The sequence below is a fragment of the Xanthomonas sp. WHRI 10204 genome, assembly GCF_040202875.1.
In the GTDB taxonomy this organism is placed as follows: domain Bacteria; phylum Pseudomonadota; class Gammaproteobacteria; order Xanthomonadales; family Xanthomonadaceae; genus Xanthomonas.
Window position 1 is genome coordinate 1,109,429 of record NZ_JBEGDW010000001.1, and the last position, 12,779, is coordinate 1,122,207.

A 12,779-nucleotide genomic window follows, 5' to 3' on the forward strand; every position below is an offset into this window, starting at 1 on the left:
ACGCCGCGAGTTTGCTGCAGAGCCCTTACCCGCTCACCATCGCAGGACACGCTGCAAGTACGTCCTTGCAAGCTCTTAAGCGGCATTGCATTGATGCAGCGTAAGGTCCCTCGGCGGTGAGCGGACAAGGACCCGTCGAGACGATCGGTATGCATGTTTTCAACAAAACGACCGACTAACTCACTTGCGCGGTGTCCTCACCGATTGCGGGACCGTGTAGCGGCATGGATGCCGCCACCGAGCCTCCAAGGAAGGATTCACGGCGTGTCCCGCGAGCGGTGAGGGCATCGCGCCCTCGACGCCGCGAGTTTGCTGCAGAGCCCTTACCCGCTCACCATCGCAGGACACGCTGCAAGTACGTCCTTGCAAGCTCTTATGCGGCATTGCATTGATGCCGCGTAAGGTCCCTCGGCGGTGAGCGGACAATGACCCGTCGAGATGATCGGTGTGCATGTTTTCAACAAAACAACCGACTAACTCTCTGGCGCGGTGTCCTCACCGATTGCGGGACCGTGTGGCGGCATGGATGCCGCCACCGAGCCTCCAAGGACGGATTCACGGCGTGTCCCGCGAGCGGTGAGGGCACCGCGCCCTCGACTCAGTGGGCGTTTGACTGCACTAAAACGACTTTACGACTGCACTAAATGACTTTACGACCGGGACGATGGTGGCAATCAGTCCTTTGGTCGACGGTTTGACGCGCTCAGCGCAGCGACTTGATGGTCAGGTCGAGCGCGTCCTGGCCTTTTTCCTTTTGCAACAGACGCGCCGGCACCGGCAGGTCCTTGACCACCCAGGCGATCAATTCCTTGTCGCCATCCACGCGCGAAACCTTGGTGGCCTGTTCCTGCTTGCCGTTGACAGTGATGGTTTCCTTGCCGATCACCTTGTAGCTCATCGGTTTGATGCGGCCTTCGTCCACCATGCGGTAGTTGAGCGGCTTGCCGGCGGCTACATCGCGGGTGATCGCCAGGTTGATCAGTAACGCGTCCATATCGCCAGGCTGCAGTTTGACCGGGCCGCGACGGTCCGGCTTGATATCGCCGGCCCACGTCGCCTGGCTGGTTTTCCAGTCGTAATTGGCGGTGACGTTGCGGCGCTTGACCATCATCGACGAGGTGTCGTTGCTGCTGACCGGGCGCAGCTGGCCACTGGTTTCTTCGAACACCGTGCTCTGGGTCAGATTGGCCAGCTGGTTCTGGATGGTCAGCGTGTAGCGCCACTGATTGGCGCCGGCCGCGGCCAGCGTCATCGTGCCGTTGGCCTGCATGCCCATGTAATTGGCAGAGTAATCGGCCTGGAATGGCTGCATCGCGAATGCCGGCAGGCTGGCTACGGCCAGTGCGGCGGCGGCGATCAAGGCGCTGGTGCGAGAGAAGGTTTTCATGGTCAGACTCCTTGGTATTCGACCAGGCGGAGATCGACCTGATCCTCACCTTTGTCACGTTGCAGGATGCGCACCGGCGTCGGAACCCCGTTGGCGATCCAGAGGATGGTTTCGTTGTCGCCGCTGTTGACGCGGTACACGCGCAACGCGTCGTAGCTCAGGTCGCCGACCTGCACCACCTCGGTGGTGTCGGCGGCGCGGTAATCGTATTTGCGCACCCGGCCCACATCGACATAGCGGTAGCTCAGGCTGCGGCCGGGCTGTGCATCGCGCATCAGCGACAAATTCAACGACAGCGCGCTTTGATCGCCGTGCTGCAGTGGAATGGGTTGCTGACGCTCTTTCTTCAGGTCGCCGTCCCACTGCGCGGTGCCGGCTTGCCAGTTATAGACACCGGTGACTTTTTTGCCGAAGAACATCGCCTTGCGCACGGTGCTCTGGCTCAACGGCACATAGGTGTCGCCATCGACGCGAAACACCGTGCTCTGTTCCAGGTTCAAGCCCAGGATGCTGGCGAAGCCCTTGCGGCCGCGGACCGACATGTCGATGCGCCACTGGCTGCCTTCGCCGTGGCTGACCTGCATGGTGGCATCGCCGGCCTCCTTGCCGCGGTAGAACGCCTGGTAGGTCGCCACGAAAGGCTCCAGCGGCGGCGGCGTCCAGGTGCTTGCCGGCAGCGCGGCTGCAGCCGCAGGGGCAACCGGCGGAATAGGCGTGGCAGGCGTCGCACGTGTTTGCGCGGCAGCTGCCAGCGGGGCCGCTGCCTGTTGCGCACGGCCTGCGCCGGCCTGGCAAAGCAGGGCCGTGGTCAACAGCGCGGCGGCGATCGGGATGGCTTTCATGCGCGGGAGCTGAGGCACGGGGCCACAAGGATGTCCGAGACGGGATGAGGGGGGCGTATCCGCATTCAGGCGAGCGCGGCGTCAGCGGACTCTAGTCGTAGTGGCGTAAACAGGCACTGACCGTCGACATGCACCGCATCGCCGTCCACCTGCAGGCGTCCGCTGGCCAGCAGGTCCAGTGTGGCGAGCAGCAGCGGGTGTTCGCGGGCCAGAACGCGTGCGGCCAATTGCTCGGCGCTGTCGCCGGGGAGCACCGGTACGCGGGCCTGTGCGATCACCTTGCCTGCATCCAGTTCGGGTACCACCAGATGCACGCTGGCGCCGTGCTCGGCATCGCCGGCCTCCAGCGCGCGCGCATGGGTGTGCAAGCCACGGTACTTGGGCAGCAGGGACGGGTGGATATTGAGCATGCGCCCGGCAAAGCGCCGCACCAATGGCTCGCCCAGAATGCGCATGTAGCCGGCGCAGATGACCCAGTCCGGCTGTGCGGCGGCGATGGCATCGCCCAGCGCGGCGTCGAAGGCGTTGCGGTCGGCGAAGTCGCGCGGATTGGCGCTCCAACGGCGCGCTGCGTCCATTTTCTGAAGTGCCGGCGCCTGCGGACGGTCGGAAAATACCCCGACCACTTCTGCGTGCAAGCGCCCGCTGGCGATCGCGTCAAGGATGGCCTGCAGATTGCTGCCGCGGCCGGAGGCCAGCACGGCCAGGCGCAGGCGGGGATCAGTTGCGAGCATTGAACAGTCTCCTCACCGCGGGGTAGGCCGCCAGGCTGCCGAAGGTTGCCAGCAGCATGTCGGTGTGCGCGTCCCAGGGGTCGCCCTGCTGGCCGTTGTAGGCCTCGGCGGCCTGTGGCGACAGCAACAGCGCAATGCCCCACTCGAACCACTCGTAGACCAGGCTGACGCAGATGATGCTCATCACCGTCAGCGCGAAGGCCTGCCGCAGCGTCAGGCGGGACCACAGCCGCAACGCCAGTTGCGCAATGGCCGGCGTGAAGCACAGCCCGAACAGCAGGTGGATCAAGCGGTCGAAATGATTGCGCGTCCAGCCGAACGTGGCGCTGGGCGACCAGTGCACTAACTGCATGCTCCATTGCTCGTAGGGCACGTTGGAATACAGCCAGCGCGCGCCGATGCAGTGCAATCCGATAAACACGCAGATCGCCACGAAGGCGGCGTTCTCCAGCGGCCAGCGGCGGTCGGCCCACACCAGTGCGATCAAGCCGATCACGGTCAGCGAACTATGCAAGGCCTGCTCGACCGGCCACAGCGGTGCGATCCAGCTCGCCAGGAACACCGCGATGGTGACGGTCAACGCAGCCGGTTTGGCGCGGCGCAGGGCCCGGGTGATCACGTGGCTCTCAGGCGGCGGTTGCGGCAGGGCCGAACAGTGCCTTGACCTGAGGGCGCAACAAGGTGACCAGCGTAAAGACGCCAAGCACGGTGCCGAACGGCATGAAGGAGCACGAAATGCCCGCCACGACCAGGCACAGCAGATGCCGCCGGCGATGGGCGATACAACGGCCGGCATAGGCCATGAAGCCGGCCAGGGTCAGGCCGCAGATGATGATCGCGGCCGCAAACACCACGAAGATCCAGCCGAACATCCGCATCTCGTCCGGTGCCGTTTCGCCGTTGTTGCCGTTCATCGGCAAGTGCCCGGTGACGATGGCCAGCCCCATGAACAGATGGATCAGCGGAAACAGCGAAAACAGCCCGGTGATGCCGGCCAGCACGTAATGAAAGATCGACAGCAGCTTGAGGTGCTGCAGGTCATCGGCGCTGGCCGGCGTCGGCAGGGCAGGTGTGAATGCGTCCATGCAGGTCTCCTTGGCTCAGCCAATCCGCACGCGTTCGTCGCCGTGCGCAGCGACCACTTGGCCAATGCGCCAATGCGCCAGCGATTGCGCGTCCAGCCCCTGTTCTAGCGTGGCGGCCTGCTCGGGCGAGGCGATCAGCACAAAGCCGATGCCGCAGTTGAAGGTGCGCCACATTTCGGCATCGGCCACCGCGCCTTCGCGCTGCAGCCAGGCGAACACCGGCGGCAAGGTCCATGCCTTGGCATCGATATCCAGGCCCAAGCCGTCGGGAATCACGCGGATGATGTTTTCGGTGAGCCCGCCGCCGGTGATGTGCGCCATGGCATGGATCGTTTCGCCGTGTGACTTGAGCAACGCCAGTACCGGCTTGACGTACAGCGCGGTCGGCGCCATCAGTGCGTCGATCAGTTTGGTGCCGTCGTCCAGTACATGCTCTGCCGGCGCGCCGGCACGTTCGTAGATCTTGCGGATCAGCGAATACCCGTTGGAATGCGGGCCGGAGGACGCGATGCCGATCAGCACATCGCCCTCGCGCACCTGCGCGCCGTCCAGTAGCTGCGACTTTTCCACCGCACCCACGGTGAAGCCGGCCAGGTCGTATTCGCCCGGCGGGTACATGTCGGGCATTTCGGCGGTTTCGCCACCGATCAAGGCGCAACCGGATAGCTCGCAGCCGCGCGCAATGCCGCCGACCACCGCCGCGGCGGTGTCCACGTCGAGCTTGCCGGTGGCGAAGTAGTCCAGGAAGAACAGCGGCTCGGCGCCCTGCACCAGCACGTCGTTGACGCACATGCCGACCAGGTCGATACCGATGGTGTCGTGGCGGCCCAGTTGCTGTGCCAGTTTGAGCTTGGTGCCCACGCCGTCGGTGCCGGAGACCAGCACTGGTTCCTTGTACTTGCCCGACAGGTCGAACAGCGCGCCAAAGCCGCCCAGGCCACCCATCACCTCCGGCCGGAAGCTGCGCTTGACCAGTGGCTTGATGCGTTCGACCAGGGCATTGCCGGCATCGATGTCGACACCCGCGTCGCGGTAGGTCATGGGCGAGGGAGTGGAAGGCGTTGGGCTGGTCACGGGCGTGGGTGGCTCGGCAGTAAAGGCGGCGATTTTAACAGCCACGTTGGCGCTAGCGCCCCATTCGGGCAACAATTCACCCGGATACGCTTACACCATGGAACCGTCGATGCGCCGCAGTCTCGCTTTCTTTCTTGCCCTCGTGGTCGCCATGCCTGTGGTTCCGGCCTTTGCGCAGGCCGATCTGCGCACCGAAGGCGACGTCGCTAAGGCGCAAAGTGCCTACGACGCCGAAGTGCCGGTCAACAGCCAGGGCGAATCCGACCGCCCCGGTGCCCTGGCGCGCGCGCTGGGCGCCGTGCTCGGCAAGGTCTCCGGCGATCGCTCGGTGATGAGCCGCCCCGGCGTCCCGCAGGCGCTGCGCAATGCGCCCAACTACGTCGAACACTACGACTACCGCCAGGATCAGGGCACCTCGCGCACGGGTGCGCCGACCTTCCGCACCACCCTGGTCGCGCGTTTTCGCCAGTCCGATGTGGATAGCTTGATCGCCGCGCTCGGTCTGCCGGTGTGGCCGCTGCCACGTCCCAAGCCGGTTCTGTGGCTGGCCATCGATGACGGCAGCGGCCCGCGTCTGGTCGGCGTTTCCCAGGCCAATGCCGCACGCAGCGTGCTCGACCGTGCGATCGAGCGCGGCTACCGGCTTGGCCTGCCGGGCGGAGCGGCCGCCGAGCAGGCGCTGGCCGGTGCGATCTGGCGCAAGGACACCGCCGCGGTGTCGCGCGCGTCGGCCAAATACAGCCCGCCGATGCAGCTGATTGGCAAGCTCTACCGCAATGCGGCCGGCTGGACCGCCGACTGGGTGTTCGTGGACAACGGCAACGTGTTGTCCAGCTGGAGCAGCAGCGACGGCGATGCGCGCCGCGCAATGGCAGCCGGTGCCGATGGCGCCGCCGATGCCTTGGTCAAGCGCTACGCCAAGCGCGTGGATTCGGGGGTGCCGGGCGTGTACCGCGCGGTGATCACCGGCATCCACAGCGCCGACGATTACCTGCGGGTCGCCGCCGCACTGCAGAGCGTGTCGGTGGTACGCAGCATTCGCCCGGTCAGCGCCAGCGGCGATCGCATGGAAGTAGATCTGGAACTGCTCACGGGTATTTCTGGGCTCAACCGTATGCTCGGCGACAACAGCCCCCTTGTGTCGGTCTCGGTACCGACTGAAGGCCCGATCATTCTCGAAAACGAGCACGCCGAGTACCGCCTCAAATGACGTTAACTCCCGAAGCCGAAATCGCTTTATTCCTGCGTCGCCTCAAATGGGTGGCGGTCATTGTCGGCGTGCTGTGGGTGGTCTCGCTGCTGTCCCCGATCCTGACGCCGTTCGTGCTGGCATTGCTGCTGGCCTGGCTGGGCGACCCATTGGTGGACCGCATCGAACGTGCCGGCCGTTCGCGCAACATGGCGGTGGCGTTGGTATTCGTCTTGGCGCTGCTGCTGTTCGTGCTGGCGCTGATGATTCTGGTGCCGATGATCGAACGCCAGATCATGACCCTGATCGATGCCTTGCCGCAGATGCGCACCTGGGCAATCAGTACGGCCATTCCGTGGCTGGAAGCCAAGACCGGCGTGGAGCTGATGGGCTGGCTGGATCCGGAGCGTTTGATCGACTGGATCCGCAGCCACTGGGAGCAGGCCGGCGGTGCCGCCAAGACCTTCTTCGGTTACGTGTCGCGCTCGGGTTTTGCGATGGTGACCTGGGTGATCAACCTGGCGTTGCTGCCGATCCTGGCGTTCTACTTTCTGCGCGACTGGGATCGGCTGGTCGAGCGTGTGGCGGCGGTCATCCCGCGCGCCTACATCGGCACCGTGAGCCGGCTGGCGCTGGAATCCAACGACGTGCTGGGCGGCTTCATCCGCGGTCAGTTCCTGGTGATGCTGGCGCTGGGCGCGATCTACGCTACCGGGCTGTCCATCATCGGGCTCAACCTGGGATTGTTGATCGGCATCATTGCCGGCTTCATCAGCTTCATTCCGTACCTGGGGGCAACCACCGGCATCGTGCTGGCGCTGCTGGCGGCCATCGTGCAGGCACAGGGGCTGGATCTGAAACTGCTGATCGGCGTGGGCGTGGTGTTCACGGTCGGGCAGCTGCTGGAAAGTTATTTGCTCACTCCGCGCATCGTCGGCGACAAGATCGGCCTGCATCCGGTGGCGGTGATCTTTGCGGTGATGGCGGGCGGCCAGTTGTTCGGCTTCCTCGGCATGCTGCTGGCATTGCCGGTGGCAGCGGTGGCCAACGTGCTGCTGCGGTATGCGCATGAGCAGTACACGCGCAGCGACCTGTACGCCGGCGAGCGTGCCGGTATCGTGCTGCAGTCCACCACGGCCGAGCGCAGCGTCATCATCGACCCGACCAAGGACGCAGATCGGTCGTGAGCGTGCCGCAGTTGCCATTGGCGTTGCGCGCGCCATCCGATCAGCGTTTCGATAGTTACATTGCCGCGCCCGAGGGCCTGCTTGCGCAGTTGCAGGCCCTGGCGGCCGGGCAGGTGAGCGATTGGCTCTATCTTGCCGGTCCCGCCGGCACCGGCAAGACGCATCTGGCGCTGGCGGTGTGCGCAGCAGCCGAGCAGGCCGGGCGCGCAACCGCGTATCTGCCGCTGCACGCAGCAGCCGGCCGCCTGCGCGATGCGCTCGAAGCATTGGAGGGGCGCAGCCTGGTTGCACTGGACGGCGTGGACAGCATTGCCGGGCAACGCGACGACGAGGTGGCGCTGTTCGATTTCCACAATCGTGCGCGCGCTGCCGGCATCAGCCTGCTCTACACCGCACGGCAGATGCCCGATGGCTTGGCGCTGGTGCTGCCGGATCTGCGTTCGCGGCTGTCGCAATGCATCCGGATCGGATTGCCGGTGCCCGACGACGCGGCGCGCGCCGCAGTGCTGCGCGACCGTGCGCAGCGGCGTGGGCTGGGGCTGGACGACGCGGCGATCGACTGGCTGCTGACGCACAGCGAACGCGAACTTGCCACCTTGGTAGCCTTGCTGGATCGGCTGGATCGCGAGTCGTTGGCAGCCAAACGCCGCATCACGGTGCCATTTCTGCGTCGCGTGCTTGAGGATCGCGGGGCGTAAGGCAGTGGGTTTGCGGCTGTCTTGCAGGGCGCTTGCCTGCCAACCATCGCGGGACACGCTGCAAGTACGCCCATCTAAGTTCTTACGCGGCATCCAAGCCTCATAAGTTCTCGCGAGGGTGGGCGGGCAAGGACTAGCCGAGGCAGTCAGTGCGTCGAGTTTTCAGCAAGCAACCAGCAACGCTCTAGCGCGGTGTCCTCGTTCTTCAAAAAAGCAGCCAACTGTCTGGTGCGGTGTCCTCGCCGCTTGCGGGACCGTTGGCGACATGGATGCCGCCAACGAGCCCCCAGGGACGGGTTCACGGCGTGTCCCGCGAGCGGCGAGGGCACCGCGCACTCGACATTGAGAGTGCGCGGCAGGGCCCTTGCCCGTTCACCAGCGCGGGACATGCTGCAAGTACGTCCATCTAAGACCTTACGCGGCATCCATGCCGCGTAAGGTCCGGCAACGGTGGGTGGGAAAGGGCCAGCCGAGGTGGTCGGTGCGTGGTTGCGAGCGGTGCACGCGGTGCGGGCGGCCGCTAACGTGTGGCCTGATCAGCTCATTTCGTCCGAGCGATGTCATTGCCAGTCCGGACATCGCCTCACCCGTCGGCGAAGGCGCATGTGGCAAACACGTTGCAACCAGCGAGCCAGCGCTCGAAGGTTTCTGTTGATGCGCTTGATGACGAGCGTTGCAGCAACGAGTTGCGGTCAGCCGTCGTTGCGCAGTAACTGTGCATCCAGCTCTGCCAGACGCTGCGGCGTGCCGACATCGGTCCAGCGCCCGGCATGGTGGATGCCGTCGATCAGGCCTGCCGCCATCTGCGCGCGCAGGATCGGCGCCAACGCAAACCGCGGCGCCGCGCCGGTCTGCTCTGGCAACTGACCAATCACCGATTGCCAATCGTGCAGCAGCGACGGTCGATACATGCCGATGCCGGAATAGGTAAGCGTTGCGGGCAGATCTGCGTGCACCTTGCCCTCCGCATCCAGCGCAAAATCAGCGCACTCTGCATAAGCGGGGCGATCCACCAACACCAGTTGCGCCAGTCCTTCCGGTGCATGCGACAGCCGGGCAAAGTCGAAATCGGTCCAGATATCGCCATTGACCAGCAGGAACGGTGCATCGCCCAATAGCGGCAGTGCGTGCAACATGCCGCCGCCGGTTTCCAGCGGCGTTGCGCCTTCATAGGAATACGTCAGACGCAGCCCGAACGCGCTGCCGTCTCCCAGCGTTTGCGGAAACTGCTCGGCCAGCCACGAGGTATTGATCACTACCTCGTCCACGCCCAACGCTGCCAGTTTGCGTAAATGCCAGACGATCAACGGCGTGCCGCCGACCGACAGCAAGGGTTTGGGGGTGTGCTCGGTCAACGGCCGCATGCGCTCGCCAAAGCCTGCTGCAAAGATCAGCGCCTTCATACGTCAGCGCGCAATGCGCGTGTTGCCAATGCGGGTTTGACCACCTCGTCCAGCAGCATGATCAGCGGCGCCAGCTCGGCATAGCGCGGCAGTACTTCGTCCAGATAGACGATGAAGCGCGGCACGTTGTCCAGATACCAATGCTTGCCATCGCGATGGCTCAGACGCGAAAAAATGCCCAGGTTTTTAAGGTGCCGCTGCACGCCCATCCAGTCCGCATCGCGCAGAAACTGCTGCAGTGGCGGCACCGGCAATCCGGCGGCCTGCGCACGGGCGTGATAACGCGCCAGCCAGCCGTCGACGCGTGCGATCGGCCAACTCACCGAGGTGTCCTTGAACAGACTGATCGGGTCGTAGGCGATCGGCCCGATCACGCAATCCTGAAAGTCCAATACTGCCGGGCCATCGGGCACCGGCATCAGATTGCGCGGCATGAAGTCGCGATGGGTGAACACGCGTGGTTGCGCCAGCGCGTTGTCCATCAACCGCCGTTGCACCAGCTGCAACTGCTCGGCCTGGCCGCAGTCCAGCTGCACGCCAAGATGGCGACCCAGAAACCATTCCTCGAACAAGCCGGCATCGCGTTGCAGCAGCGCCTCACCAAACACGCCGCTGTCGGCAGGTGGCGGGATCTGTTGCAGCAACAGCAATTGCGCGATGGCGCCATCCAGCAGGGCGTCGGCATTGGCGTCGGTCAGGACCTGCGCCAGCGTCGGTACGCCCAGATCTTCCAGCAGCAGAAAGCCGGTCTCCAGGTCCTGTGCCAGCACCTGCGGCACGCGAACTCCATGCGTAACCAACACGGCGTGCATGCGCAACCACGGCGCCACGTTTTCAAGCTGCGGTGGCGCATCCATCAGGATGCGATCGGTGCCGCGTCCCTGCGTGCGCCAGTAACTGCGAAAGCCGGCGTCGACCGACGCACGTTGCAATGCCGCAGATGGGTCATCCAGTGCGTGTCGCGCCCATTGCAGGCGCAGCGCGTCGCGCGCAGGGTCAGAAGGCGATACCGTCATGTGTCGTGGTTGCGTAGTTAAGTTAGGACGAAGCGTGCAATGCAGCGGTCAGCGTTTGCTGCCGCTGAACAAGCGCAGCAGTGCAAGGATGGCGATGGCACCGAGCAACGCGCCGAGGAAACCGGCAGGCTCGCCTGCGTGGTACCAGCCCATGTAGCGGCCAAACCAGCTGGCTACCACCGCCCCGGCGATGCCCAGCACGATGGTCAGCAGGCAACCCAGGCGCTGCGTGCCGGGCGTGATGAAACGCGCCAGCAGCCCGACCACAAATCCCACCAGCAAAATGTAGAGCCAGCTGTCGCTACCAAACAAAGTGTTCATTGCAGCACCGAAGGCGAACGGGATCGGCAGACTAGCATTTCGGATGTCGGCGACTCGCGCTGCACACGCAGCGCGAGTGGTGCTGATGGGGTGCCTTTTCAGTAAATCGTTGCGTTGGGCATCGCCACAGAAACCCTGCCATGGAGTGACTGCCCAGGCAGCCGCCGCCGTCAATCGCATGATCGAACACCCAGCCCCCGTCCCTGCGGGAGAGGAGCTGGGTGAGAAGACGCTGATCAGGTTGCCGATGCGCGTCCGTCGCGCCAAATGCAACGCAACGCTTCACGTCAGGACACGCCCTCAGCCCGCAGTCGTCTTTCGTCGACTCAACAGCAACCGTGTCCACCATGACGGGTGCCGCTATCGGCCGCCACCGGCGAGCCGCTGGTTTCGCCGCGCAGGCAGGCCGCGTGATGCTCAGCGATCACCTTCGACACGCAGGCGGTGACGCGCTTGCCCATCGGGATGTGCAAAAACTCGTTCGGGCCATGCGCGTTGGAATGCGGCCCCAGCACGCCGGTGATCATGAACTGCGCGCCGGGGAACTTCTCGCCCAGCATGCCCATGAACGGGATCGAGCCGCCTTCGCCCATGTACATCGCCGGCTTGTCGAAGAAGGCCTGGCTAGCGGCGTCGATGGCTTTTTCCAGCCACGGCGCCATGGCCGGGGCATTCCAACCGGACGAGGCTTTTTCCAGCTCCAGCGTGACCTGCGCGCCATTGGGCGGGTCGCGCAGCAACGCCTGCTTGAGCAGCTCGCCACAGGCTTTGCCGTCGGCGGTTGGCGGCAGACGCAGCGACAGCTTCACCGCGGTCTGCGGACGCAACACATTGCCGGCCGAGGCCAGCGGCGGCATGCCATCCACGCCGGTGATCGACAGCGCCGGGCGCCAGGTCCGGTTCAAGACCAGCTCGGTGAGGTCGTCATGCATCGGCACCAGGCCATCGACCATCGGGAATTTGTCGAAGATGGCGGTATCCAGCGTCACCGCTGCGGCCTTGGCCTGGGTCAGGCGCTCGGCCGGCACCTCCACATGCAAACCCTCCAGCAGGATGCGCCCCGTGGCCTCGTCTTCGATGCGCGACAGCAACTGCCGCAGCAGCCGGAAGCTGGACGGCACCACGCCGGACGCATCGCCGGAATGCACACCTTCTTCCAGCACCTTCACGCTGAGGTTGCCACCGGTCAGGCCGCGCAGCGAAGTGGTGCACCACAACTGCTCGTAATTGCCGCAGCCCGAATCCAGGCATACCACCAGCGAGGGCTTGCCAATACGCTCGGCCAGATGGTCCACGTAAGCGGGCAGATCGTAGCTGCCGGACTCTTCGCAGGCTTCGATCAGCACCACGCACCGCGCATGCGAAAGACCCTGGGTGCGCAGCGCCAGAATCGCCGCCAGCGAGCCGAAGATCGCGTAACCGTCGTCGGCGCCGCCCCGGCCATACAACTTGTCGTCGCGCAGCACCGGCTCCCAGGGGCCCAGGTCGGCATCCCAACCGGTCATCTCCGGCTGCTTGTCCAGATGGCCGTACAACAACACGGTGTCGTCGCCGGACTCCGGGCCGGTGGCCGGGATCTTGATGAAGATCAGCGGCGTGCGGCCGTCCAGGCGCACCACCTCGACCTGCATGCCATCGATGGCTTGGGCGCGCGCCCAGGTTTCCATCAACGTGACAGCCTGCTCCATATAGCCGTGGGCCACCCAATCGGCGTCGAACATCGGCGACTTGTTGGGAATACGGATGTAATCGACCAGCTGCGGGACGATCTCGCGGTCCCAGGTTTCGCTGATGAATTGGTCGATCTTGGCGCTGTCCATGAAGGCTCCGAATGCGTGACGTA

13 protein-coding genes are annotated in these 12,779 nt (G+C 64.8%); 3 read left to right on the forward strand and 10 right to left on the reverse strand.

All coding sequences use genetic code 11. The features are described from left to right. Window positions 1-703: 703 nt before the first annotated feature. The 6 genes from ABQZ00_RS04765 to purM all read right to left on the reverse strand — a co-directional run bounded on the left by ABQZ00_RS04765 (window position 704) and on the right by purM (window position 5,197). Window positions 704-1,387: a DUF3108 domain-containing protein gene (locus ABQZ00_RS04765; protein ID WP_115554275.1), complete on the reverse strand. Its 684-nt coding sequence runs from the start codon at window positions 1,385-1,387 to the stop codon at window positions 704-706. A gap of 2 nt (window positions 1,388-1,389) precedes the next feature. Continuing rightward, window positions 1,390-2,229: a DUF3108 domain-containing protein gene (locus tag ABQZ00_RS04770; protein ID WP_323539392.1), complete on the reverse strand. Its 840-nt coding sequence runs from the start codon at window positions 2,227-2,229 to the stop codon at window positions 1,390-1,392. A gap of 65 nt (window positions 2,230-2,294) precedes the next feature. Beyond that, window positions 2,295-2,963 (reverse strand): phosphoribosylglycinamide formyltransferase, encoded by a 669-nt coding sequence (gene purN / locus ABQZ00_RS04775; protein ID WP_323539391.1) that lies wholly within the window; start codon window positions 2,961-2,963, stop codon window positions 2,295-2,297. After that, the gene (locus tag ABQZ00_RS04780) at window positions 2,950-3,567 is read right to left on the reverse strand and encodes a DUF2238 domain-containing protein (protein ID WP_323539396.1); all 618 of its coding nucleotides are present in this window, start codon (window positions 3,565-3,567) and stop codon (window positions 2,950-2,952) included. Before ABQZ00_RS04780 ends, purN begins: the two co-directional genes overlap by 14 nt. 22 nt (window positions 3,568-3,589) lie before the next feature. Then, a complete protein-coding gene (locus ABQZ00_RS04785) occupies window positions 3,590-4,048 on the reverse strand; it encodes a hypothetical protein (protein ID WP_323539390.1) in 459 nt (152 codons plus the stop codon). 15 nt (window positions 4,049-4,063) lie between these two features. Further along, on the reverse strand, window positions 4,064-5,197 hold the full coding sequence (gene purM / locus ABQZ00_RS04790) for a phosphoribosylformylglycinamidine cyclo-ligase (RefSeq protein WP_323539389.1): 1,134 nt from the start codon (window positions 5,195-5,197) through the stop codon (window positions 4,064-4,066). Window positions 5,198-5,219: 22 nt separating this feature from the next. Here purM and ABQZ00_RS04795 point away from each other — a divergent pair, with 22 nt between their 5' ends. From ABQZ00_RS04795 to hda, 3 genes are read left to right on the forward strand one after another with little or no spacing between them, the layout of a single operon-like run. Next, the gene (locus ABQZ00_RS04795; RefSeq protein WP_323539388.1) at window positions 5,220-6,332 is read left to right on the forward strand and encodes a DUF2066 domain-containing protein; all 1,113 of its coding nucleotides are present in this window, start codon (window positions 5,220-5,222) and stop codon (window positions 6,330-6,332) included. Beyond that, on the forward strand, window positions 6,329-7,498 hold the full coding sequence (locus ABQZ00_RS04800) for an AI-2E family transporter (RefSeq protein ID WP_115554272.1): 1,170 nt from the start codon (window positions 6,329-6,331) through the stop codon (window positions 7,496-7,498). Before ABQZ00_RS04795 ends, ABQZ00_RS04800 begins: the two co-directional genes overlap by 4 nt. Further along, on the forward strand, window positions 7,495-8,196 hold the full coding sequence (gene hda, locus ABQZ00_RS04805) for a DnaA regulatory inactivator Hda (protein ID WP_115513501.1): 702 nt from the start codon (window positions 7,495-7,497) through the stop codon (window positions 8,194-8,196). The genes ABQZ00_RS04800 and hda overlap by 4 nt, the downstream gene beginning before the upstream one ends. A gap of 692 nt (window positions 8,197-8,888) precedes the next feature. Here the strand turns inward: hda and murU are convergent. From murU to ABQZ00_RS04825, 4 genes are all read right to left on the reverse strand, one after another. After that, window positions 8,889-9,599: an N-acetylmuramate alpha-1-phosphate uridylyltransferase MurU gene (gene murU, locus ABQZ00_RS04810; RefSeq protein ID WP_323539387.1), complete on the reverse strand. Its 711-nt coding sequence runs from the start codon at window positions 9,597-9,599 to the stop codon at window positions 8,889-8,891. Then, window positions 9,596-10,615 carry an aminoglycoside phosphotransferase family protein gene (locus ABQZ00_RS04815; protein ID WP_323539386.1) on the reverse strand — a complete coding sequence of 340 codons (1,020 nt, stop codon included), beginning with the start codon at window positions 10,613-10,615 and terminating at the stop codon, window positions 9,596-9,598. Before ABQZ00_RS04815 ends, murU begins: the two co-directional genes overlap by 4 nt. Before the next feature lie 48 nt (window positions 10,616-10,663). Then, the gene (locus tag ABQZ00_RS04820) at window positions 10,664-10,936 is read right to left on the reverse strand and encodes a GlsB/YeaQ/YmgE family stress response membrane protein (RefSeq protein ID WP_005993264.1); all 273 of its coding nucleotides are present in this window, start codon (window positions 10,934-10,936) and stop codon (window positions 10,664-10,666) included. A 326-nt stretch (window positions 10,937-11,262) separates the two neighbouring features. Further along, complete coding sequence (locus ABQZ00_RS04825) at window positions 11,263-12,756, reverse strand: M20 family metallopeptidase (RefSeq protein ID WP_323539385.1); 1,494 nt, start codon at window positions 12,754-12,756, stop codon at window positions 11,263-11,265. Window positions 12,757-12,779 lie beyond the last annotated feature (23 nt).